At 32.8% G+C, this 22,655-nt stretch carries 19 protein-coding genes and 6 tRNA genes; 11 read left to right on the plus strand and 14 right to left on the minus strand.

Features of this window, described 5'->3' with window-relative positions:
* Window positions 1-8: 8 nt before the first annotated feature.
* A complete protein-coding gene (locus G6CMJM_RS00060; RefSeq protein WP_129718458.1) occupies window positions 9-449 on the minus strand; it encodes an HIT domain-containing protein in 441 nt (146 codons plus the stop codon).
* A gap of 97 nt (window positions 450-546) precedes the next feature.
* On the opposite strand from G6CMJM_RS00060, the gene G6CMJM_RS00065 reads away from it, so the two are divergent.
* The 4 genes from G6CMJM_RS00065 (at window position 547) to G6CMJM_RS00080 (ending at window position 5,100) form a co-directional block, all read left to right on the plus strand.
* Window positions 547-623, plus strand: a tRNA-Val gene (locus G6CMJM_RS00065).
* A gap of 206 nt (window positions 624-829) precedes the next feature.
* Window positions 830-1,186, plus strand: coding sequence for a hypothetical protein (locus tag G6CMJM_RS00070; RefSeq protein ID WP_129718459.1), 357 nt, complete (start codon window positions 830-832; stop codon window positions 1,184-1,186).
* 362 nt (window positions 1,187-1,548) lie between these two features.
* Entirely contained in the window at window positions 1,549-2,952 is a 1,404-nt protein-coding gene (locus G6CMJM_RS00075) for a hypothetical protein (RefSeq protein ID WP_129718460.1), read from the plus strand.
* 195 nt (window positions 2,953-3,147) lie between these two features.
* The gene (locus G6CMJM_RS00080) at window positions 3,148-5,100 is read left to right on the plus strand and encodes a DUF7507 domain-containing protein (protein ID WP_129718461.1); all 1,953 of its coding nucleotides are present in this window, start codon (window positions 3,148-3,150) and stop codon (window positions 5,098-5,100) included.
* 60 nt (window positions 5,101-5,160) lie between these two features.
* Here G6CMJM_RS00080 and G6CMJM_RS00085 read toward each other — a convergent pair whose 3' ends face one another.
* Window positions 5,161-5,943 (minus strand): sensor histidine kinase, encoded by a 783-nt coding sequence (locus G6CMJM_RS00085; RefSeq protein WP_129718462.1) that lies wholly within the window; start codon window positions 5,941-5,943, stop codon window positions 5,161-5,163.
* A gap of 59 nt (window positions 5,944-6,002) precedes the next feature.
* On the opposite strand from G6CMJM_RS00085, the gene G6CMJM_RS00090 reads away from it, so the two are divergent.
* The gene (locus G6CMJM_RS00090; RefSeq protein WP_129718463.1) at window positions 6,003-6,371 is read left to right on the plus strand and encodes a response regulator transcription factor; all 369 of its coding nucleotides are present in this window, start codon (window positions 6,003-6,005) and stop codon (window positions 6,369-6,371) included.
* Here the strand turns inward: G6CMJM_RS00090 and G6CMJM_RS00095 are convergent.
* Window positions 6,368-7,213, minus strand: coding sequence for a bifunctional 5,10-methylenetetrahydrofolate dehydrogenase/5,10-methenyltetrahydrofolate cyclohydrolase (locus tag G6CMJM_RS00095; RefSeq protein WP_129718464.1), 846 nt, complete (start codon window positions 7,211-7,213; stop codon window positions 6,368-6,370). The genes G6CMJM_RS00090 and G6CMJM_RS00095 overlap by 4 nt on opposite strands.
* Before the next feature lie 90 nt (window positions 7,214-7,303).
* On the opposite strand from G6CMJM_RS00095, the gene G6CMJM_RS00100 reads away from it, so the two are divergent.
* The gene (locus tag G6CMJM_RS00100) at window positions 7,304-7,900 is read left to right on the plus strand and encodes a DUF5684 domain-containing protein (RefSeq protein ID WP_129718465.1); all 597 of its coding nucleotides are present in this window, start codon (window positions 7,304-7,306) and stop codon (window positions 7,898-7,900) included.
* A 47-nt stretch (window positions 7,901-7,947) separates the two neighbouring features.
* On the opposite strand, the gene murB is transcribed toward G6CMJM_RS00100, so the two are convergent.
* The 4 genes from murB to G6CMJM_RS00120 form a co-directional block, all read right to left on the minus strand.
* Complete coding sequence (gene murB / locus G6CMJM_RS00105) at window positions 7,948-9,009, minus strand: UDP-N-acetylmuramate dehydrogenase (protein ID WP_129718466.1); 1,062 nt, start codon at window positions 9,007-9,009, stop codon at window positions 7,948-7,950.
* 105 nt (window positions 9,010-9,114) lie between these two features.
* Window positions 9,115-9,191: transfer RNA gene (locus G6CMJM_RS00110), tRNA-Arg, on the minus strand.
* Window positions 9,192-9,237: 46 nt separating this feature from the next.
* The gene (locus tag G6CMJM_RS00115) at window positions 9,238-10,755 is read right to left on the minus strand and encodes a glycosyltransferase family 39 protein (protein WP_129718467.1); all 1,518 of its coding nucleotides are present in this window, start codon (window positions 10,753-10,755) and stop codon (window positions 9,238-9,240) included.
* A gap of 1 nt (window position 10,756) precedes the next feature.
* Entirely contained in the window at window positions 10,757-12,034 is a 1,278-nt protein-coding gene (locus tag G6CMJM_RS00120; RefSeq protein WP_129718468.1) for a serine hydroxymethyltransferase, read from the minus strand.
* A 135-nt stretch (window positions 12,035-12,169) separates the two neighbouring features.
* On the opposite strand from G6CMJM_RS00120, the gene G6CMJM_RS00125 reads away from it, so the two are divergent.
* Window positions 12,170-13,699 (plus strand): helix-turn-helix domain-containing protein, encoded by a 1,530-nt coding sequence (locus tag G6CMJM_RS00125; RefSeq protein WP_129718469.1) that lies wholly within the window; start codon window positions 12,170-12,172, stop codon window positions 13,697-13,699.
* Window positions 13,700-13,732: 33 nt separating this feature from the next.
* On the opposite strand, the gene G6CMJM_RS00130 is transcribed toward G6CMJM_RS00125, so the two are convergent.
* The 3 genes from G6CMJM_RS00130 to G6CMJM_RS00140 form a co-directional block, all read right to left on the minus strand.
* The gene (locus tag G6CMJM_RS00130; protein WP_129718470.1) at window positions 13,733-14,125 is read right to left on the minus strand and encodes a hypothetical protein; all 393 of its coding nucleotides are present in this window, start codon (window positions 14,123-14,125) and stop codon (window positions 13,733-13,735) included.
* An 89-nt stretch (window positions 14,126-14,214) separates the two neighbouring features.
* A tRNA-His gene (locus tag G6CMJM_RS00135) sits at window positions 14,215-14,291 on the minus strand.
* 50 nt (window positions 14,292-14,341) lie between these two features.
* Window positions 14,342-14,842: a hypothetical protein gene (locus tag G6CMJM_RS00140; protein ID WP_129718471.1), complete on the minus strand. Its 501-nt coding sequence runs from the start codon at window positions 14,840-14,842 to the stop codon at window positions 14,342-14,344.
* Between the two features lie 94 nt (window positions 14,843-14,936).
* Between G6CMJM_RS00140 and G6CMJM_RS00145 the strand changes: the two genes are divergently transcribed.
* The 3 genes from G6CMJM_RS00145 (at window position 14,937) to G6CMJM_RS00155 (ending at window position 15,360) form a co-directional block, all read left to right on the plus strand.
* Window positions 14,937-15,011 (plus strand) — tRNA-Gly (locus G6CMJM_RS00145).
* Between the two features lie 121 nt (window positions 15,012-15,132).
* Window positions 15,133-15,209, plus strand: a tRNA-Arg gene (locus tag G6CMJM_RS00150).
* A gap of 74 nt (window positions 15,210-15,283) precedes the next feature.
* Window positions 15,284-15,360 (plus strand) — tRNA-Lys (locus G6CMJM_RS00155).
* 32 nt (window positions 15,361-15,392) lie between these two features.
* Here G6CMJM_RS00155 and G6CMJM_RS00160 read toward each other — a convergent pair.
* From G6CMJM_RS00160 to G6CMJM_RS00170, 3 genes are read right to left on the minus strand one after another with little or no spacing between them, the layout of a single operon-like run.
* Window positions 15,393-16,595 (minus strand): hypothetical protein, encoded by a 1,203-nt coding sequence (locus G6CMJM_RS00160; protein WP_129718472.1) that lies wholly within the window; start codon window positions 16,593-16,595, stop codon window positions 15,393-15,395.
* A gap of 6 nt (window positions 16,596-16,601) precedes the next feature.
* Window positions 16,602-18,980 carry an AAA family ATPase gene (locus G6CMJM_RS00165; protein ID WP_129718473.1) on the minus strand — a complete coding sequence of 793 codons (2,379 nt, stop codon included), beginning with the start codon at window positions 18,978-18,980 and terminating at the stop codon, window positions 16,602-16,604.
* Window positions 18,977-19,453 (minus strand): hypothetical protein, encoded by a 477-nt coding sequence (locus G6CMJM_RS00170; protein WP_129718474.1) that lies wholly within the window; start codon window positions 19,451-19,453, stop codon window positions 18,977-18,979. Before G6CMJM_RS00170 ends, G6CMJM_RS00165 begins: the two co-directional genes overlap by 4 nt.
* Window positions 19,454-19,592: 139 nt before the next feature.
* Between G6CMJM_RS00170 and rny the strand changes: the two genes are divergently transcribed.
* Entirely contained in the window at window positions 19,593-21,119 is a 1,527-nt protein-coding gene (gene rny, locus G6CMJM_RS00175) for a ribonuclease Y (protein WP_129718475.1), read from the plus strand.
* 284 nt (window positions 21,120-21,403) lie between these two features.
* Here the strand turns inward: rny and G6CMJM_RS00180 are convergent, their stop codons facing one another.
* The gene (locus tag G6CMJM_RS00180) at window positions 21,404-22,642 is read right to left on the minus strand and encodes a hypothetical protein (RefSeq protein WP_129718476.1); all 1,239 of its coding nucleotides are present in this window, start codon (window positions 22,640-22,642) and stop codon (window positions 21,404-21,406) included.
* Between the last annotated feature and the right edge of the window lie 13 nt (window positions 22,643-22,655).

Here is a 22,655-nt window from a genome sequence, read left to right on the forward strand (position 1 = left end):
TAGCAAATTTACAGCCACCATAAAATTTTACCTGCAATATTAAATAATCTTTTAACAGGTTTATTATAGTTAAGGGTTATAAGATGGGTGTGCTGGTGAGCTACAGTTTTCCTTACATTTTGGTTAGCTCTAGCATAAAATGAATACCCTTTCTTTTCGTAATCTGCTAATATCTGAAAATATTCATTGCTATATTCATTATCAAAACTACTAATTGTAGTGGTAAATTTTTTAGGAATTACTAGTAGATGATCATCAACCTCAAATCCATCCCATATTTCATATGGAAACATATTTTTAACAACTATAAAATGTTTTCGTTTTTCAACTATCAAATCTTCCTTTAACGCTCTATCGTAAAAATTAAATTCTTTTATAACCGATTCGTTATGCTTATCTTTATATTTTTCGTATTTTTTGCCTGCTATATTAGGTTTGCGAGTATCCATTTTTTCCTATTCTATTTTTAAAATAACAATTCTTTAATAAAATTATAGCAAAAACTATTGACTTTTAAAAAACTAACTGCTAAAATATCTAACATATGGGTGATTAGCTCAGTTGGCTAGAGCACCTCGTTTACACCGAGGGGGTCTGGGGTTCGAGTCCCTAATCACCCACCATATTTTATTGTTTTTTATAACACCACGCAAAATGGTGTTATTTTTATTTTATAACCCTTTTATTTATTGACATATATAACATAATATGTTATAATAAAAAACATATTAGCACCTTACTAGTTCATTTAGAATTAATTTGAAGTGCTTTTAAAATCTTTTTTAGAAGGGAGCATTTCAAAATGCTTTATATTTTAACAAACATTATTATGTTCATTCTGAGAATCCTACCTTTAGGAATTATCGTTGACAATAGAATGTCGGTATATTCTATCCTAATTACTAGCTTTTTTATTCTAGTAATAATTAGTGAAAAATACCTAAAATTGTTAACCATTGTAACTGCAGGAAATTCTTATACTATTGCGTTGCTAGTTATCGGGTTAGTCCTAAACTCTACTGCTAGTTTCTTCTTATGGCTGATTGGTTTAGTGCTAATGATTATAGCTTATATCTTTGCGCTAAAACAATATAAGGCCTCTCAAAAAAGAGAGAAAGCTAAAGCAAAACCAAAAATAACTTTCCAAAATATGAAAAAGAAATTTATTGATTGGCTAGACGAATAATAGCAAAAGAATTTATAATTCTAAATAGAATAATCTTAAAAGACTATCTTAAAAGATAGTCTTTTTCTCTTTTTTAAAATGCTTGCGTTTATATTAATATGGTGTTATAATTATTGATTTTTTAAGAGTTTTGTGATATAATTAAACCAGTCGACAGTATTAGTTAACATTAATACGGCCGATGTAGCTTAATAAAATAGGTTGATTAGAGGTATCAACTTTTTTGGTGTAGTTTTGGGCTATGTTGTTTCAAAATAGTCCTAAGCTACATCAAAACTGTAGTTACCTCTTAAAGAGGTATTCCATTTTGTTTTTCTTACGCAGGAAACAACAAAAAATAAATGCAAAGGAGTGAAAGAAAAATGGAAAAATGGAATAATAACAACGACATCTATAATGTCCTTTTGGACGTTATAGTTTACAAGTACGGCGAAAAAGCTAAAGATGATTGGATTTCTCGATATCAAAACGCTTATGAAGAATTATCTGAAGAAGATCAGAAAAAATTTCTTCTAAAACATCTAAGTGCTTTAGGGATCCATTCTGAAGAAGATCTTCCCGAGGAGATACATAAGCAATATGAAAAAGATACCAGCAAGTTAAGTCGCAGCAGCAAAAAACATTCAGGCAAACGTCGCTTAATTTTCTATAGCATTATTGGTATTTTATTCTTGTTTGTTATTATTTGGTCAGTAACCTCATTGTCAGGCAAAGACCAAAAAACTAATAAGAGTGAAGAGACTATTACTTCTTCTGTTGCTGGAAAAAATCTTGATGAGTGGGAAGTTGACATGAGTTACGATCCCAATTCAACAAAAGTTATTCAAAATTCAGCAAAAGATAAGAACTCTCTGCCAAACAACAAGGAAGAAGCTCTAAATATCTTAACAGAAGAAATGAAGCATAAACCAAATGTACTACTAGATAAAGCAAAGTATACGAGCGTATTGCCTAGTGAAACTAGAGTTGAAGAGCTTATTGAAACTAGAAACGGAAAACAATATCTTAACGAAAAAGGTAAAGAAGCCTTTTATGCTGTAAAAAATATTTTCCGTCCTGAAAATGCTAGTATTGAAAAAGTTCAAAACCATGGCTTTTCTACAGGTATCGTGCAAGGTAAGCATGTTTTAGATGAGACAGATCGTGACTATAGCAATTGGAATGCGTTAACTTTCCGTAAGGAAAATCCTAAAACAAAACAAGTAAACGTATACTATAACTTGCTATATTGCGGAAATTCTGTATATTCAGCTAAAGATCCTAAGATCCCTCAAGGTAAAGTAGACAATCCAAAAGATGAGCCTAAACCTAATCCAAAAGATCCAGATCCTAAACCACAAGATCCAGAGCCTACACCTAACCTAGAAGCAAAAGACCCTAGCAAAGAGGTTTATGCCCAACGTGGGAATAAAGAAGATGGACGAAAAGAAGAACAAGACGGCAAAGGACCTGAAACTTCTAAGGTACAATTACCTGAAAAGTATGAAGCTCCTAAACCACCTCAAGCTTCTTCATCAAGTCAGTCTTCAACATCTAGTTCATCGACTAGTTCAGAATCAATAACTCCACCTAGAGAATGGACTGGAAGTGGTTCCTTTACGGATAGTAATGGTGCTACTAAAGTATCTGAAAATGGTGCTGTTAGCACTCCATCAGGGAAAAATTATAGTAGCTTGAAAGATTCAGTTCCACCTGTAGAAAGTGGCGCTACTGGATCGTCATCTGTTATCGATGAGTCAATCAGTGAACCTCCAATTGATGACTAATCGCCTCTAAAAGTACCTTATAAGCTGGCGACCTATTCGTCGCCAGCCTTTCCATGATATTTCTAACCAACTTATTTTATTTTAGCTTTAACAATTCGGTTCTATAGCGACAGCAAAAAACATAAAAACTCCCCAATAAAACAAAATTTATATAATTCAATATTAATTCTAATCACAAAATTAGAAGGGAGAAAAATGAGAGACCTTTTAAAAAAGATCATTTCTTTTGCTAAAAATCACCCCGTGATAATAAGCTCAATTCTAGTTTCAGTATTTGTGCCGTTAGTTTACACACTAGCTTACGGGCCAAATCGTAACACTTATACTGTAGCTAAACCTGCCGACCATATAGTGTTCAACTCTATAGTTGACAACCCAACTTTAGGTGGTAACGAACAAGATTTCGTTGGCATTCGTGAAGTTGGCACATCTAACGCTTGGTCTAATTCAGTTCAAGCAAAACCTGGAAAAGAATATTACGTACGTATGTATGTACATAATAATGCTGCATCTAATCTAAAACTTGTTGCTCAAAACGTAGTAGCAAAACTAAATGTACCTACAAATACAGCTAAATCTATTACTTTACAAGGACAAGTATCTGCATCAAATGCTACTCCCGCAACTGTATGGGATGAAGCTACATTAAAATCAGATAGAGACTTTAACCTTGCTTACGTAGCTGGCTCAGCAACATATACAAGCAATAAATTAAATGGTGTTGCCCTACCTGACTCAATCGTTACTAATACTGGTGCTAAATTAGGTTATGACAAACTTGATGGTAACATTCCTGGATGTTTTGAATATTCAGGTTATGTAACCCTAAAAGTTAAGCCTCAATTTGCTCCAGAAGAAAAATCAGATATTGCCCTTTCTAAGAAAGTTCGCAATAAAACAAATGGTGAAAAAGCTTGGAATGAAATAGTAAATGCTAAAAGTGGTGATACAGTTCAATTCCAAATTGAAGCTAAAAATAATGGTTCTGCTACTATTGACAATATGGTATTAAGAGATATCTTACCTAATGGTTTAGAATATGTGGCAGGTACTACAAAGCTATATAACAAGGCTAATAATGGCCTAAAAGTTAGTGATAATCTAGTAGCTGATTCTGGTATAAATGTAGGAAGTTACGGGCCAAACGCTAACGTTTTCGTACGTTTTGATGCTAAAGTATCAGAAAACCAAAAACTACCTAAATGTGGAGAAAATACTTTAACAAATCTAGCACAAGCAAGTAATCAAAAAATCGTACAAAACGATACTGCAAGTGTAAAAGTTAACAAAACTTGTGAAACACCAAAGCCATCAACTTACAAATGTGAATCTCTAAGTATTAAACCTATTAGAAAAACAAGTGGTTTTGATACTACTCAAAATAAACCATTTGGTACTGAAACCTTCGAGTTTGACACTAAATACAGCCTACAAAATACTGAATTTGTTGGTGTAAAATATGTAATCAAAAATTCTAAAGGTGAAACAGTAATTGAAAAAACTGTAAATAACGGTTCTAAATTAACTGTTGAAATTTCTATAGCTGGTAAATATACAGTTACCTCAACAGTATTGTCTAAAGATGGACAAAATAGTGCTCAAAACTGTGAAAAACATTTTGAAGTTAAAAATCAAGAAAAGCCATCGATCTCAATACGTAAAACTGTAAACAACCAAAAGAATATTACAGTAGAGGCAGAAAAAGAATTCAATTACGAATTACTCGTAACTAATAATGGAAATGTAGATTTAAGAGATATAGTAGTTTCTGATAAAGCACCTGCTAATATTACATTCATTAGTGCTGATAGAGGAACTCTATTAAATAATAACTTAACATACAAAATAGCTAATCTAAAAGTTGGTGAAAGCCAAATTATCACTATTAAAGCTAAAGCTACTGCCGTGGGAATATCTTCACGCAATATAGCTTGTGTAAACACTCCAGTAATCCCTGGTGATAACGATGGATGTGACAGTGCAAATATAGAAGTGCCTAAAAAGGATACTCCACCTGCACCTAAACAACCAGAATTACCATCAGAACTTCCAAAAACTGGTGCTGATAACCTACTTGAGATAATTGGTTTATCTTCAGTAGTACTAGCAACTAGCTACTATGTCGCTAGCCGAAAACTTCTAAAATAAAGCTTGACCGCTTCCTAACTTTGAAGCTCAAGCTTCACCAAAATAGACCCTAAAAAGGGTCTATTTTTTTATCTTAAATCCAAAAGTACTTCCTTTACCCTCTTGGCTATAAAAAATAATTTCTCCATTATGTTCATCTATAATTTTTTTAGATAGATACAAACCTACGCCAGTTCCATCAGGCCTTTTCTTTTGTGCGTTAGAACCTCTATAAAACTTAGTGAATAATTTACCTTGCTGAGTAGCGGGCACTCCTATACCACTATCCGTAACTTTAAAATATGCATATTTTTTATCTTCGCCCACTTCTATGGTAATTTCTGAATCTTTTTCAGAATAAAAAATAGCATTATCAATCATATTCATTATTACTTGTCTAAGTTTACTAAAATCAGCACTAAAAATAATTTTCTTATGTTTTTTATTAAATTTAATTTTAATATTACGTGTTTTGGCAATTTCTTGTAAAACTATCAGCTCTTCATCTATTATTTTAGCAAGGTCGCCCTCCTCTTTTTGCAGTTCAAACTTACCAGACTGCACTCTAGATACACCTAAAAAATCTCCAATAATTCTAACCATTCTTTCACTACTATTAAATGCTTCCATTAAAAACCGTTTTTGCAGGTCATTCACTTCGCCAGCATCGCCTTCAAGTAACATTGACAAATACCCTTTTATAGACGTTAAAGGGGTTCTTAGCTGGTGGGAAGCAATAGATAAAAAGTCGTCTTTAATAATTTTATCTTTATCTTCTTTATGGTTTTTATGGCTAATAAGAATAATTAAGCTACAAATTCCACTACCCATAAAAAAGCCTAAGAAGAATATAGCTATTTCCATGTAGTAATTTTAACATAACCGATTTGAAAAGTAAAAAATATTATGCTAAAATTAGCCTAATGACAAAAATAGCAATTATTGAAGATGATGCTGTAATAAGCCAAATGTACAAAATGAAATTTGAACTAGAAGGTTTTGATACCTATGTAGCATTAGACGGTAAAGACGGCATTAAAATGGTTGAAAAAAATCACCCTCATCTATTGCTATTAGACCTTCAAATGCCAGACCTTAATGGAGATGAGGTTCTATCTCAAATTCGTCAAAGTAAATGGGGTAAAAATTTACCTGTGCTAATTTTAACAAATACTAGCAAAGAAGATTCCCCTGAAGCATTAAAAAGCCTAAATGTTACAGATTATATAGTTAAAGCAGAATTAACACCTCGTCAAGTTGTTAATAAGGTTAAAGATATTTTAAACAATTAAAGGTCAACTTGCCCTTGCTTATCAGCTTGTTTTCTAGCAGAAATAATCACATTATCTATAAGCGAAGCTATTGTCAATGGTCCCACGCCACCAATTTTAGGTGTTACCGTTAAGTCTTTTCTATCTTCTCTTACCTCTTCAGCTAAATCGCCTACCACCTTACCACCGTCCGTAGATGTTCCAGCATCTACTACTACGCAGTTCTTTTTCAACATTTCGCTTTTTATCAGTGCTGGCTTACCTACAGCACTCACAACAACATCATAATTGTGTAGAGTTTTTTGCATCTCATTACTATTCTCTTCATTAAAAGTCATTACGTTATAGCCACTTTTAAGCCACATACTAGCTAGAGGCTTACCTACTAGTTTTCCATCGCCAACAATTGCTATTTTTTTATTTTTTAAATCTATATTATAGCCTACTAGTAGCCAGTCAATTGCTTGTGCTGTAGCTGAAAAATATATATTGCTTTCACTATTAAGCCCATCCACATCTTTTTCCGGCTTAATATAGCTTAATATTTCCTCAACATCTCCCCACTCTTGTTTTTTATCTAAAGGCAGCTGCACTATAATTCCATGCACATTTTTATCATTATTAGTTTGCTCTATTTTAGAAATAATATTTTTTGGTGTAATTTCAACAATATCAACATCAACCAATATGTCATCAGCGTACTGTTTTTTTAAACGCATATAAGTTTCAGTAACTTTATTATCTCCTGCATAAAAAATTACTAATTTTGGAAATACTCGCCAGCTTTGTCTTAATGCCCTAACTTGCTTGGCTTGTCTTTCTTTTATAAAATCTCTTAATTCGGCACCATTTAAAAATTTCATATCTGTTATATATTATATTCTTATTGATTGACTTTTTCAATTTATGTAGTTATAATTTTTTGTAACAAATATAATTTTGAAAGGAAAAAGATGAATCTTTTATCACAATTTGCCTATTCTTACGGGACAAACTATGGTTATTACCACAGCAACACTTCAAGTGTAGAAAGTATGGGAACTTGGTTTATATTATTACTACTATTAATCCCAGCAGTAGCTATAGCAGGCTATGTAATTATGTCTCTATTTTTTGCTCGTATTTTTAAATTAGCAGGTCTTCCAGCATGGAAAGCTTGGGTGCCAATATATAATCAATGGATATTTTTCCAACTTGGTGGCTATAGTGGTGCTTTTGTATTACTTCCATTTGTAACAATAATTCCTGTTATAGGATTTTTCGCAAGTATCGTCTACTTCGTATTCTTCTGTTTTGCAGCTCAAGAAATCGGTAAAAAAGTTGGTAAAAGCGATATCTTCATTCTAGTTCCACTAGGACTTGTTACTTTTGGTATAACTACATATGTATGGTTCTATCAAGTTGGTAATAGAGAGAATGTTTGGAATGATTCACTAGGTAAAGAAAGCTTAGCAGAAGGAACTATTCTTGGATATGCTGAAACTGAAGAAGAAACTGAAGTTCAGGAAGCAGAAGTAGTTAAAGAAGAAAAAGCAGAAGATAAAGAATAGATATACAATTATGAATAATAAATAAAAGCCTTATATAAGGCTTTTATTTATTCTACCTCTAACGGCTCTTGCTCTATAGCTACGCCAAATTTATTTTTAACTTCCTTAGCAATAAACTCCCTAGCCATTACTAAATCATCAAAATTCTTGGCACTGTCATTAGTTAACACTAAAGCATTCTTCTCATATGGCCTCATACCATAAATAAGCTTATTTTTTAGCCCTGCCTTATCTATAAGCCAACCTGTTGCAATTTTTTTCTTATTGTCTTGGCCACTACATTCAAATATTGGTGCGTCAGGATATTCTTTTTTGATTTTTCTTGCATTGCACTCTTCAACAATAGCATTCTTGAAAAAACTACCTGAGCTAGCAATATTTTCAGGGTCGGGCAACTTATTTCTTCTAATATCATCAACAATATTCATAATTTGCTTAGCATTAATAGTTTCCTTACTTATTCCATTATCGTCTAAATATTTTTCAATGCTGATATAAAAATTATTAGAAGCTTGATATTGTTTTTTTAACTTTAACTTAACACTCGTAATAATATATTTGCCCAAAAATTTATCACGAAAAATACTACCCCGATAAGTCATTTCACAATCTTCATTCTTTAAAGTAGTAAAAATACACCTATCAGTATCGTAAACCTCTACCTCCTCTAAAATATCTTTAGCCTCTTGTCCGTAAGCTCCCACATTTTGTACAGCTAATGCACCTACACTTCCAGGAATCCTTACCATTGCCTCACAACCACAGTAACCTTCATCTACAGCATGTCTTACAAAATTGTCCCAATGCTCACCGGCACCTATTTTAAAAATCACTTTTTCATTATCTTCAAAAACTTTTTCCTCCCCTAATATATTGATTTTAATAACTAAACCATCAAAACCATTATCTCTAACTAAGGTATTACTGCCTTCGCCTAAAATATAAAATTTTATTTTTTGTTTTTTAGCAAAATCAATAAGCTTAACTACATCTTCCTTAGTTTTCGCTACAGCAAAATACTTAGCGTTTCCTCCTAGTTTCATGGTAGTTAACTGTCCAATATTAATATTTTTCTTAATTTCAATATTGTCTAACTTTATAGTATTCATAAAACAATTATATCAATTATGATATAATTTAAAAAGGTTATTATTAAATTATTATCTAATAAAAATACACTGAAGTTATATTCAGTGTATAAAATTTTCAGAATATGGTACACCCGGCAAGATTCGAACTTGCAACCGCTTGGTTCGAAGCCAAGTACTCTATCCAGTTGAGCTACGGGTGCTTAATACTAGTATTATACCATATCCCTCTATTATATTAAATATTTTTTATTTAGTAACTTTATACATACTTAAATTACTAAATTCAATACCTTTAATATTTTCTATTCTATAAACACCAGTAAATTCAGGGTATTTATCTTTATTCATCACTACATAAAAATTATCTAGATTATCAATATCGTATATTCGTTTTTTATATTTATTAATTGGTGCATATCCACCACCATAGTTATTATGATTATCTGTAAAAATATTCATATCACATTGTTTATTATATACTTCTAGTTCCATAAATAAATATATGTCATCCATTATTATCGGATGGTTTCCGCATATAGTAGATATCTTAGCCATATTGTCACCAGCATTAGATTCTCTATAATTTTGATAGTTAAAATTACCAGCACTAGCTAAATTACTAACGCCAGTAAATAAAATTATTGCTGTCACTATAGATATAATAGCTTTATTATCTTTAACTTTAAGTAGCATTCTTGCTATTGCTACAAAAAATACTAAGTAGAATAGAATAATATATTGCGACATATATCTTTCTACAAAGAAAGGTTTCTTTAATATAAAAGGCTGAGATAGTATAGCTATTATTATAAATGGCAAAATAGCCGACCAAAATACCACAAAAAAGTTTCTATTTATTTTTTTATCTTTTTTATTGAATAAACCTCTCTTAATAATTACAAATATAAATAATGCCATAATTAAGGTGAACCCTAATGGATATTCCCAGCCAGGTTTATAAAAGAAGATAAAATCAAACATATTTTTTGCTACATTAAAACTAAAATAATCACCTATACCTGAAGAAGCTGAATTTTCTAGCTGAAACTTAAAACTTGGTATCCACGGTAGGTAGCATAAAACTGCAAACAGGTAAGCCTTAAACCACTCTTTTTGCCAAATTTTATAATCTTTATTCTTTATAACGCTATATATAGCAATGATAAAATGACTAAAAAATACAAAAGCCAATGTATATAAAGTATACATTCCAATAAGTACACTTAAACCGTAATAAAGCCAATAAAAGCTTTTCTTTCGTCCGCCACCTTTCATAATTTTACAAAAAAGAATAGTTGAAATTAAAGCTATAAAACTAGCTAGCGAATACATTCTTATTTCATAAGAATATCTTAGCAGGAATGGCGAAAAAACCATTAATAAGCTAACTACAGTAGCAACTTTTTTACCATATATCTTTTTCACAAAAAGTCCAATAAATAATATAGATACTGCAAAAAAAATTATACTCAAAGCTCTAAGGCTCATAATGTTAAAATTAAATATCCTACCCCATATATTTAAAAGTATGTAATAAAAAGGTGGGTGTGCATCTACGCTAGTTAAATTAATAGTTTCACTTATAGTTTTATTTTTAGTTATCCAAATTGAATAGGATTCATCAAACCAAACTTGTTGTCTACTTGCTAAAAAGAGTGAAAAGCTAAAGCTAAATATAACTATTAACATTAAAGAAAATTTAAAATACTTTTCCCTATCAATATTACTTTTAATTTTCCTAAGTTTTGATAATATACTATTCATTTTATTCCTTGTCGCTAGGTAGTGGGTATTTTAAAGCAAATTCTCTAACTTCTTCTCTAATCCTCTGTAAATACTCATCATCATACCTATTTTCTATAGCTTTAGCCATCCAGTCAGCTATTTTTAACATATCTTTTTCTGTCATTCCCCTTGAAGTAATAGCTGGTGTGCCTAACCGTATACCGCTAGGTTTAAACATTGTTAGCTGATCATTTGGGATAGAATTAGCATTTAAAGTAAGGCCAATTTTATCCATTACCTTTTCAGCCTCTTTACCATCTATTCCAAAACTACTATATACATCAGCTAAAATTAAGTGATTTTTAGTTCCATTAGTTACTAGTTTAAACCCTTTTTTCTTTAGCTCTTCAGCTAAAGTTATAGCATTTTTAACAACTTGCTCAGCATACTGTTTAAATTCTGGCTGCAAAGCTTCATACAAAGCTACAGCTTTAGCTGCTATAGAATGCATTTGAGGACCTCCTTGTGTACCAGGAAATACCGAACGATCTATTAGTGTTGGTATATTTTCAATTGTTTTTTCTACTTTTTTAAGTGGATTAGAAACTACACCTTTAGATAATATCATTCCCCCTCTAGGGCCTCTCAAAGTTTTATGTGTTGTAGTAGTTACAACATGAAAACCGTAATCAAAAGGGTTATCTGCCACTCCTCCAGCTATTAGCCCAGCAATATGGGCAACATCGGCCATTAATAGTGCATTATATTTTTTACCTATTTCAGCAATTCTACCATAGTTTATTTCTCCAGGGTAAGCAGAAAAGCCAGCTAATATAATTTTAGGTCTATATTTTTCAGCTTTCTTCTCTATATCTTCATAATCAATATCGCCATTTTCATCAAGGCCATAACGCACAAAATTATAAATTTTACCACTTCTTGTTACTGGTGAGCCATGAGTTAAATGGCCTCCTTGTGCTAAGTCCATACCTAAAACAGTATCGCCAACCTCTAACCAAGCATTATAAACTGCTTCATTAGCGTTAGCACCTGAGTGTAGCTGAACATTTACATGGTCGGCTTTAAAAATCTTTTTAGCTCGCTCTATAGCTAAAGATTCAATAATATCTGTATTTTCTTGACCACCGTAATATCTTTTTCCAGGATAACCTTCTGAATATTTATTAGTAAGTACTGAACCTAAAGCATTCAAAACTGGTCTACTAACATAATTCTCACTCGGTATTAATTCCAACCCTTCTCGTTGCCTTTGTTCTTCTTTTTTTATGGCATTAAATATTTCATTATCAAGAATCATCTTAAAAACTCCTTTTTATTGTTTCTATATATATTTGTTGAGGAATTTTTTACTATATCATAAGTTAAATTATATCATACTATATTTTAAAATGCAGTATTGTACACTATATATCATTTATGATATATTAATAATATGAAAAATGATCAAGCTTATTTAGAAAAAATTGGATTGTTAATACAAGAAGCTCGTGTATATCGTGGCATGACTCAATCTGAACTTGCTGAAAAACTTAAAACATCTCAAAGTGCTGTTAACCGTATAGAAAGTGGTAAGCAAAATTTAACCCTTGAAATGTTAACAAGAATATCCGAAGTATTATCAAGTGAAATTATATCTGTTAACGCTAATAAAAAAACTAATTTCAGAGTGCATGGTGGCCGTAAACTTTCAGGAACTATTGAAGTAAAAACAAGTAAAAATGCAGCTGTTGGTTTACTTTGTGCCTCTTTAATTAATAAAGGCAAAACAACTCTTCGTAGAGTAGCTAAAATTGAAGAAGTTAACCGTATTATTGAAGTTTTAAATTCTATAGGAGTAAAAACAAGGTGGCTTAATGAAGATAATGACTTAGAAATTATACCCCCAGAAAAACTAGACTTTCATAATCTTGATGTACAAGCAGCCAAACGCACTCGCTCTATATTAATGTTTCTTGGCCCATTACTTCACCAATACAATCATTTTCAAATTCCTTTTTCCGGTGGCTGCAACCTTGGAAAACGCACAGTAGAACCCCACATTGCAGGCCTAAAGCATTTTGGCAGTAAAGTTGATGCTTCTAGCGACTGTTACATAGTAAATAATAACCCGCAAAAAGTATTAAGGCCTATACTCCTTACCGAACGAGGCGACACAACTACTGAAAATATTATTATGGCAGCTGCTTTAAGTGGTCAAAAAATAACAATTCGTAATGCTAGCCCAAACTATATGGTGCAAGACCTTTGTTTCTTCCTTGAAGAATTAGGTATTAAAATTGAAGGAATAGGCTCTACAACTCTAATAATTCACGGCGTAAATTCTGTTAATAAAGATGTTGAATATTTTGTAAGCGAAGATCCTATAGAAGCTATAACCTTTGTAGCTGTTGCTCTAACAACAGGAAGCAAAATAACAATTAAAAGAATGCCTGCTGAATTTGTAGAACTAGAACTAGCAACTTTATCTCAAATGGGTGCTATTTTTGATATTTCTCCAGAATACTATTCACGCAATAAAAAAACTCGCCTAATTGACGTAACGGTTCATAAGTCAAAACTAACTGCTGCTAAAGATAAGCTCCACGCTATGCCTTTCCCAGGAATCAATATGGATAATCTCCCATTCTTGGGTCTTATTGCTACTATGGCTAATGGTAGAACTCTTGTTCATGATTGGAGCTATGAAAACCGTGCCATCTATTTTACTGAACTTTCTAAGCTTAACGCTAAAATAGAGCTTGTAGACCCTCACCGTGTTTGGATAACTGGTGAAACTAAATGGAAACCAGCTGATATAGTTGCCCCACCAGCTCTAAGGCCAAGCGTCGTGATCCTTATTGCTATGCTGGCCGCTCCGGGCGTCTCTACTTTGCGTGATGTATATAATATTAATAGGGGATATGAAGATTTTGCCCAGCGTTTAAATTCTCTAGGTGCCCAAATTGAAACATTATTAGTATAAAAATACCCCTCTATAAAGAGGGGTATACCAGAATTACTTAGAATAAAAATCCTGATATTCGGCAATATATTCTTTAAGATTGTTAGACATAAATGTTCTGTCGTGTCGAGGCATCATTCTTAAGTTGTTTAGCAATTTATTAGCAAATAGTAAGTTAAATTTTACTGTACCTTTAGGGGCATTTTTGCCATCATATAAGATACATAAAACATCATTAACTTTTATTACAATATCGCTACTTTCACCGTAGTTATCTGCTTCTGCTAAAGCATTTGCAGTGTCAGTGATCGCTTTGCTTATAACAACTAAAATGTCCCAAATTTCACCTTGTCCATGCTCTTGCCATAGGATATTTTGTATTTCTCCACCAAACATAGTTACATTTTTAGAGCCTAATTCTGGTATTGTGTAAAGTCCTTTTGCCATTTTCTTTTCCTCCTAGTCGGCAAATTTATAACTAAATTATAGCATATTTTTCTTTTTTTGTCAAATAAAAAAGAGCTACTGCTCTTATATGGGGCGAATGATGGGGTTCGAACCCACGGCCTCCGGAGCCACAATCCAGCGCTCTAACCAGCTGAGCTACATCCGCCACACTATTTGCTTATTATAGCATATTTTTAAATTATCATCAATAAAATTTTATTTTAAAGGTGGTCTAAAATTATAAAAATTATTACCACTAGGTGTGCTACTACTTTGAAAAGATGAACCCCTTGCTATACCACTTTGGCTAATACTGTTAAAATCACGACTAGAATTTCTAGAGCTACTATTATTATTACTACTATAAGTGCCCATTCTTCTTTTAGTTGATGAATCTATATCAGAATCTTTTAAAGCCATATTCTTCTGCCTATTCATGCCTTGCGTTTCTTCTAGCTGCTGACGTCTTTCTCGTATTTTAGTTAATGTAGAATTCGCTCCAGTTCTAGCTGCTCTTCTATTTGAATCTAACCTGCCTAGCTGAGAATCGCTATAAGATTTCACAATACTTTGTGAATAATCTATTTTTTGTCTTTGTGAAAAACTATTTCTACTATCAGCTGAACCAAAATTAGAGCCAGACTGTGCTTTAGCGTACCCACTGCTGTGCATAACCTCGTTTAAATTAGTTTTTGTCACAAAGTCATTCATTTTCATATAGTTATATTTTAGCATAAACCTTTTATTGTATGCAAAAATGGGGTTTATTTTACTTGATTTTATTTTAACGCTTTGCTATAATTAACTACATGCGGGCGTCGTATAACGGCTAATATACCTGCCTTCCAAGCAAGTGATGAGAGTTCGATTCTCTCCGCCCGCACCATTTGATCTTTTTTGTTTTAGTAAAACCCCTCATAATTTAATTATCGAGGGGATTTTGCTTTCCTTGTAAAAAATAAAATTAATTGATTTTGTATTTTTATTTTGCTATAATATTTACATAGGCCCCCGTAGCTCAGTGGATTAGAGTAAGAGGTTTCTACCCTCCTGGCCGTAGGTTCGAGTCCTACCGGGGGTACCACAGAATTTTAATATTTTTAATCTATTACCATATTAACTTTATATTGCTAATATGATAAAATGTAACTATTATATGGGCCAGTAGCTCAGCTGGTTAGAGCACCTGCCTCTTAAGCAGGGTGTCGAGGGTTCAAGCCCCTCCTGGCCCTCCAAAATAAACCTCCGCAGTTCCGTACTCGGAGTTTTATTTTTGATTTTTTCGAATCGCTCTCCCGGTGGAAAGTATTTTATATCTTCGACTAAAAACTAAATTAACAAATATCACCTGATATAATTGCGCTAAGACTTGAGCAATACTTAAAGCAAATGGAGTAATGGGGCTAAATACGATAACTAGAAGAAGCCGAAATGCCATAGCAGAAGATTTTATAAAAGTAGCAATTTTAGCAGAAAATTTTAACTGAATAAAATCTAGTTTTAATCGATACTGAGGATATAACAAAAATGCTAAATACTCAATTATTACAAAAGTAATAGAAATACCTAGATTTAAATCATAAAAATTTTTCATACTTACAAAAGCAATAATTGAGCTCAAAATTAATACAAAAATCAAGACATAAGAATTCTTATAACTTTTCGGGAAATTCATACGCTTCTTAGCGATGTCAATCTTAGTTTTAGTCTGAATCGCTGTAGCAACATCCCATTGAATATCAGTTATTAAGGTAACAAAAGTTATTGCTAAAGCATACTCTTCACCAAAAGAAAAAGCTTTACCTATGCCAAAAAGATAAACAAAAAATAAAATTAAATTTTCGCCAAAATCCATAGAATTTATTTTTATCGATCTTAAAATATTGAACCTAAAAGAAACTCTTCGCACTTCTCTAATAAATACAAAAAGAGTAAAAGCGAAAATCGTCAGTAAAGTTGCGCTAATTATTATTTTTGAATTTTTAGTTAAAAATGAAGCACCGATAAAAACGATAAAATTTAATAGATTAAAGGTTAATGAATATTTGTTTGCAATTTTGTTTTTATCTTGATAATAAAGTTTATCCAAAATTATACAAAAAACTAGCTGAATCCAAAGCTGAAGCGCAATATAAAGACAAAAGTCTCGATAAATACTAGGATCGGCATTCATGAAAATAATAAATTTATCAATATTAAGTGCTACTAGCCCAAAAATAATCCCAGAAAATATCAAACCGGTAAAAATTCCAGCATCAACAATCTTAGAATTCCTAACCTTTATTGAAACTAAGTTTGCACCTACACCAAAAATATCACGCAACATTAACCATACAAATTGAAGTGGATAAGTAATCGAAAATACATTAATAAGTCGAGAGTCTAAAATTAAACTCAGCATAAACCACGAGATAATAGGGTTAAGAGAGGCTAAGGCTAAATCAAGCCCAATCTGAAATAGCTGTTTCATTTTAAGTTATAAACTTTCCCGGACTATATTTTCATCAATTATAATATTTGAGCCAGCAGTAGCCTCTCCTGAAAGCATTTTTCTAGCAATAGTATTTTCTACTACTTTTTGAATTACTCTTCGCATAGGTCTAGCACCAAGTTGTGGGTCATAACCTAGTTCTGCCAATAATCGTTTTGCTTCTGCTTCTACTTCTACAGTTATTTTTTGTCCTGCTAGCATTTTATTAACGCTAGCTAGCATAATATCAATAATCTGCAATAAGTTTTCTTTTGTTAATGGCTCAAACACTACAACTTCATCAAAACGGTTCAAGAATTCAGGACGAAATTCTCGGCTGTTAATTAAATCATTTACAATAATACTTTCTGTATCGGCAGCACTATAACCTCTCTCTATCAATTCCCTAATCCTATCAGCTCCAGCATTAGATGTAGCCACTATAATTGTATCCCTAAAAGAAACTTCCCTATTTCGTTCGTCCCTTAATATACCCTCATCTAATACCTGCAATAGTGCTGTAAGTACATTAGGGTGAGCTTTTTCAATTTCATCTAAAAGTACAACCGAAAAAGGTTTTTTCATAACTTGTGCTGTTAATGATCCTGCATCTTTAGCACCATCAGCTATCAATCTTGCCACGTCATCTAACTGCACATATTCATTTAAGTCTAAACGTACAATATTGTCTTCACCATTAAAATAAGCTTCAGCTAATGCTTTTGCTAGCTCTGTTTTACCTACACCTGTTGGCCCTAAAAATAGGAATGTACCAATTGGCCTATTTTGATTTCTCACGCCGGTTCTGGCTCTTCTTAAGGCATTAGCTACGGCTGAAACAGCTTTTTCTTGACCAATCATTCTTTTATGTAATATATCTTCAAGGTTTAGAAGTGTTTCTTTTTCTTCTTCAGCTTTAGCTGTAGAAACTTTTACGTTCATCGTTTTTTCAATTGCATTCTCTACCGATAAAGCATTAACAAGTCCATTATTACCAAAACTAGCCGCCATCTCTAATAAGCGTACTGCCCTACCTGGCATCTCTAAATCATAAATATATTTTTGCGATAGGTTATAGGCTTCTTTTAAAGCTTGGTATTGGTAAAAAACTTTATTTTGATGTTCAAAAATTATCAGTTTATCTTCCATTACGGCCAAAGTTTCCTCAAAGTTAGCTGGCTGCACCTGCAACCTATTGAGTGCTGTAGCTAAATTTGGTTTTTTTGCAGAAATTTGCAAAAACTTTTGCTCGTCCATTGTTAAAATCATGCGTAGTTTACCAGACTCTATTATTGGAAGTAAAATATTGGAGATGTCAACGGACCCCACCCCATCTTCAAAAAATAGTTGCGCATTATCAAGACAGATAATTATATTTTTAGCAGCATAAGCTTCAGCCAATATATAATTTACTAAATTTTCAACTTCACCCCTACCAGGAGCAGCCCCAATAATTGCCCCAGCATCTAAAGAGATAACTTGACGGTATTGCAAGTTTAACGGTATTTTATTTTCGCCATTAACAATACGCTCAGCAAAAGCATTAACAACAGTACTTTTACCAACCCCATCTGGCCCTATTAAAGCTATATTTTGCTTGCCGTTAGCTGAAAACTGGCTTATCATTTTTTCAATAATATCGTGGTGCTGTTCTAGGTTAGAGCTCATTAATACATTTCCAGCTACTTGCTGGGTTATATTACTACCAAATCTATCTAAAGTAGGCGTCCAGCCAAAACTCCAATCTCTAGCAATGCCACCAGTTTTACGTGGCATTTTCATTTTACCAATTAACGAATAAATATGGTCATGCCATTTAACGCCTCTTTCAAGGTCACTAAAATCAATATAAAATTGTGCTAATAATTTTTCATAGTCTGGGTAATTTTTAACTACAGCTAGTGCCAATACTGATCCCGATATAGTTACTGTATTTAAATCTTGGTGAATCTGCAAAGCTGTACGAAAAATATTCTCAGGGCTATTTTGTGGTAAGGTTGCAAGACTAGTGATAGTAGTTTTTCCAAGTCCGAAACGAGTAGCAATAAACATACCACCGGAAGATGCTAGTATTATTTCAGCTATTTTTTCAGAAGTAATATTTTTAGGCATTTTACCTAATATATTACTAGCTACTCGCGATTCAAAATTAAAAGGTGCGTCAGGGTTAAGACGGTGCAATTCACCATTCCACCAATTTAAAATAATAATAAAAGGCACTATAACAGCCAAAATAAGCCAACCTATTGGTTTATCTAATAGTATTAAGGTTAATCCAGATATTATAGCTATAACTCTAAGTATCTTAATTAAAGTTAAAAATGGCCTTAATCCATTCATTAAGCGTGATTTTTTAGCTCTTATATGTCCGTAATCAAAAATCATCTAAATAACCACCCTTTCTTTTTTGTTTGTACCTGTTCAACTTTTATGGTTTTTTCTTGTTTCATTTTTTCCATATTGTCTTTAATTTTTGGTAAAATTTGTGGAGTCCAGCCAATTATAAACATTACAAAAAAAGTAATTGGCAAAATAGGTAATAATGGCCATAATAATAAAATAAATAAACCATATATTGTTTTCCCTGCAATATAAAATATACCTATTAGCATTACTATAGTTCTTAGCAACGCTCCTATAAAACGGGAAACAAGCCTATCTAAAAACTTACGCATTCGCATTTCCAGTGAAGCATTTACAAGCCCACCAGCATCAATTTGCCTAAATGGTGCAAACCAAGTTCTAAGTAATAAGCCAAGCGAAAAAGTATCAATAGACCTTTCAATTCCGTCTAAAGTTTTCTCTGCCTTTAAAACCCAACCTTTTCCATACCACCAAGAAATAAAAGACATTAGCATAATAAAATTATACCAAAACTATCTTTATTTTGCTAGTTTGAAGCAAGCTTATATTTACCATTTGTGTTATAATATTATTATAGCTTTTTATAGTAAAGCATTTTGATTTTTTAATTTATTTTTTGATGAAAGGAACGATATGGACATTATATTTACCATCATAGGTATTTTAGTTGGTGGTAGTAGTGTTTTTACTTACCAAAAAGTAAAAACTGCTAACGCTAAAAATAATTCCGACAAAATAATTGCTACTGCGCAAAAAAAATCTGCAGAAATTTTAGCTAAAGCTAATGAAAAAGCAATTAAAATAACTGAGGAAGCTAAAAAAGATGAAAGCGACCGTCGTAAAGAACTGCAAAAAACAGAGAACCGTCTTATAGAACGTGAAACTGTTTTAGATGCTAAGCTAGACCAAATTAATGAAAGAAGTGAAAAGTTAGAAAAAAGAAACGAGTCACTTAGAAAACAAGAAAATGAGCTTGAAGATTTAAAGGAACAAGTCCTTAAAATTAAAGAGAAGCAAACAAATAAGCTAGAAGAAATAGCAAAATTAAATCGTAAAGAAGCTGAAGAACGCTTGCTTGCTGCTACTGAAAAATCAATGAAACAAGATATGATTAACCTTGTAGCTAAAATTCAAAAAAATACACAAGAAGATGCCGAGGAGCGTGCTCAAACCATTTTAGTTACTGCCATGGAACGTATCTCTAGCGAAGTTACTGCTGATAGAACCGTAACGGCTTTAAAATTACCAGATGATGAAATGAAAGGTCGTATTATTGGTAAAGAAGGCCGTAATATTCAAGCTATTCAAAGAGCTACTGGTGTTGATGTATTAGTAGATGATACTCCAGGCATGGTTGTATTATCTAGTTTTGACCCTGTTCGCCGTCAAGTTGCAAGGCTATCACTTGAGTTGCTTATGAAAGACGGTCGTATTAATCCAGCTCGCATTGAAGAAGTTGTAGAAAAAGCCCAAAAAGAAATTAATAAAGAAATCAATCGTGCTGGTGAAGATGCTGCCAGGGAAGTTGGTATTTCTGGTTTACCTCGTGAAATGCTTCGCTTACTAGGTGAGCTAAAATTCCGTACTAGTTATGGTCAAAACGTATTAAAACACTCTACTGAAATGGCTAATATTGCTGGTTTAATTGCTGAAGAAATTGGTGCTAATATTAAAATAGCTAAAACGGCTGCCCTTTTCCATGATGTTGGCAAAGCCGTAACTCATAAAATTGAGGGCAAACATGCTCAAATAGGTGCTGAACTTGCCGAAAAATACGGTATGGATCCACGTGTAGTTAACGCTATAGCTGCTCACCATGATGATGTTGAAGCGACAACTCCGGAAGCTATTATTGTTAAAATTACAGATGCAATGAGTGCTTCTCGCCCTGGTGTGCGTAATGCTGCTGCTGAAAACTTTATGGAGCGTATGCGTGAACTTGAAAATGTAGCTACTAGTTTTGATGGAATTGATAAAGCTTACGCTATTTCTGCAGGTAGGGAAATTCGTATTATTGTAAGCCCTGAAAAAATTGATGATCTATCAGCCATTAAACTTGCTCGTGATATTGCTAATAAAATTGAAAGCACAATGCAATATCCTGGCGTTATTAAAGTAAATATCATTCGTGAAACTCGTGCTATAGAATACGCAAAATAGTAATAAAACTATTATAGTAAAATAACCTACCGTAAAAATGTAGGTTATTTTTTAAGTTCTTTTTTCGTAGTTTTGCCCCCTTTTATTTTTACCTTGTTTTACTCATAGCCTTAAAGAGCTAAAATAAATTAATCAAATAGCATATTATTAAGCGTTATTTCTATTTTTTACCATTAAGCTAGTTAATTCTATTGCTTCTAATTATCTATATAAAGTAACTCTAACACTATAAAAAGAACCTCCTTTTTATTGAGGTTCTTTTTTTATAGCTTTTTTCACTTGTTTTATTTACAATCAAATGAGTTTTTGTCACTCTGCCTTAAGTTTGTTACCCAGAAGTTTTTACATACAGGTTTTGCCTGATCTTCTGTTTGTACTGAAAAATCTGGCACTGGGAAGTTAGGGTCAGAAAACTCAATTCGGCTTTGCACTCGCCTAAATTGGTCATTAGCTCGCCCTGTGGAGTCTACAGACGGCTGCACACCGTTAAAATTCACTACTTTGCCATTATTTAATAATTCAATTTTAAAGCTTGCCCTATTGTAAATTGGCGTTAACCTTAAGAACGCGAAATCTTCTGGTCGTTGTTCGTGCCTTAAGTCTATTAGCATTGAACAAGCAAATTCTTGTCCTCTGTCTAAATTACTTTCACATCTTGTTAAAGTATATCTATCTGTTCTAGTAGTGTCACCCTCACGCCTTGTAGATGGAAGCCTTGAAGTATTAGATGTAGCAATTCCACTTGCTGGGTAAAGGAGCATCTCATCTAGCCCAGTACCACCATTAACACCACCAACACCTGAATTACCAGCAGAAAAGTTATTATTTAACCTTTCTAGTAATCTATCATTGTCACTATTAAAACGGTAACCGTAAACCTGTGTTTTCAAAATAGCCGGCCTATTAATAGCGTTTTTCCATTCTTTATTGCTTGGAACGGTAGTTTTTGGCCTTGGGCTACTTTCATTCTCTAAGTTTATATTAGTGTTATCTTTATTTGTTAAGTCTTCTTTATTGTGCCAAGATATCCTTACTTGGTTAAAAGCACTTGTTCCCCTTAGGGCTATCATTCTAGAAGTTCCTTCAGTTGCTGAACCTAGAAAATCAGCCGTATCACGTGTAATTTTAACGCATGTATAGGCTTGGTTTAAATCAACTTTACTTGCACTATTTCCAGCGCTTGATTGCACTTTAGTTTCAGCTCCAGCAGTTCCTATACCACCACTAGCTAAAGTGTCGCACTCTCTTTTTGCCATAGCATCAGCCATTCGTCGACATTCTCCGTTAGTAGTATCGTTACCACCAGCACATCTTGTGTTAAAGTTCTCTAAAAATCTTTTAGCATCCTCTACCCCTACCTGCGCACTATCGTACGCAGATTGGGATAAGTCTTGTTGTGTTGCTTGTTGCTGATCTCTTACCATTAGCCGCATAAAGCTAGCTGCCATAATAGCCACTAATGCACAGGTAATGGCAACAATAAAGATTGAAACGCTACCTTTTTTACTAAAGTTTTTCTTCATATTCTTCATATCA

This window comes from Candidatus Nanogingivalis gingivitcus (genome assembly GCF_004151455.1).
In the GTDB taxonomy this organism is placed as follows: domain Bacteria; phylum Patescibacteriota; class Saccharimonadia; order Saccharimonadales; family Saccharimonadaceae; genus Nanogingivalis; species Nanogingivalis gingivitcus.

What these genes read in the sequence shown, in the direction of transcription:
- G6CMJM_RS00060 (WP_129718458.1), bottom strand. Translation starts at nt 449, where the DNA reads ATGGATACTCGCAAACCTAATATAGCAGGCAAAAAATACGAAAAATAT.
- G6CMJM_RS00070 (WP_129718459.1), top strand. Translation starts at nt 830, where the DNA reads ATGTTCATTCTGAGAATCCTACCTTTAGGAATTATCGTTGACAATAGA.
- G6CMJM_RS00075 (WP_129718460.1), top strand. Translation starts at nt 1,549, where the DNA reads ATGGAAAAATGGAATAATAACAACGACATCTATAATGTCCTTTTGGAC.
- G6CMJM_RS00080 (WP_129718461.1), top strand. Translation starts at nt 3,148, where the DNA reads ATGAGAGACCTTTTAAAAAAGATCATTTCTTTTGCTAAAAATCACCCC.
- G6CMJM_RS00085 (WP_129718462.1), bottom strand. Translation starts at nt 5,943, where the DNA reads ATGGAAATAGCTATATTCTTCTTAGGCTTTTTTATGGGTAGTGGAATT.
- G6CMJM_RS00090 (WP_129718463.1), top strand. Translation starts at nt 6,003, where the DNA reads ATGACAAAAATAGCAATTATTGAAGATGATGCTGTAATAAGCCAAATG.
- G6CMJM_RS00095 (WP_129718464.1), bottom strand. Translation starts at nt 7,213, where the DNA reads ATGAAATTTTTAAATGGTGCCGAATTAAGAGATTTTATAAAAGAAAGA.
- G6CMJM_RS00100 (WP_129718465.1), top strand. Translation starts at nt 7,304, where the DNA reads ATGAATCTTTTATCACAATTTGCCTATTCTTACGGGACAAACTATGGT.
- murB (WP_129718466.1), bottom strand. Translation starts at nt 9,009, where the DNA reads ATGAATACTATAAAGTTAGACAATATTGAAATTAAGAAAAATATTAAT.
- G6CMJM_RS00115 (WP_129718467.1), bottom strand. Translation starts at nt 10,755, where the DNA reads ATGAATAGTATATTATCAAAACTTAGGAAAATTAAAAGTAATATTGAT.
- G6CMJM_RS00120 (WP_129718468.1), bottom strand. Translation starts at nt 12,034, where the DNA reads ATGATTCTTGATAATGAAATATTTAATGCCATAAAAAAAGAAGAACAA.
- G6CMJM_RS00125 (WP_129718469.1), top strand. Translation starts at nt 12,170, where the DNA reads ATGAAAAATGATCAAGCTTATTTAGAAAAAATTGGATTGTTAATACAA.
- G6CMJM_RS00130 (WP_129718470.1), bottom strand. Translation starts at nt 14,125, where the DNA reads ATGGCAAAAGGACTTTACACAATACCAGAATTAGGCTCTAAAAATGTA.
- G6CMJM_RS00140 (WP_129718471.1), bottom strand. Translation starts at nt 14,842, where the DNA reads ATGAAAATGAATGACTTTGTGACAAAAACTAATTTAAACGAGGTTATG.
- G6CMJM_RS00160 (WP_129718472.1), bottom strand. Translation starts at nt 16,595, where the DNA reads ATGAAACAGCTATTTCAGATTGGGCTTGATTTAGCCTTAGCCTCTCTT.
- G6CMJM_RS00165 (WP_129718473.1), bottom strand. Translation starts at nt 18,980, where the DNA reads ATGATTTTTGATTACGGACATATAAGAGCTAAAAAATCACGCTTAATG.
- G6CMJM_RS00170 (WP_129718474.1), bottom strand. Translation starts at nt 19,453, where the DNA reads ATGCTAATGTCTTTTATTTCTTGGTGGTATGGAAAAGGTTGGGTTTTA.
- rny (WP_129718475.1), top strand. Translation starts at nt 19,593, where the DNA reads ATGGACATTATATTTACCATCATAGGTATTTTAGTTGGTGGTAGTAGT.
- G6CMJM_RS00180 (WP_129718476.1), bottom strand. Translation starts at nt 22,642, where the DNA reads ATGAAGAAAAACTTTAGTAAAAAAGGTAGCGTTTCAATCTTTATTGTT.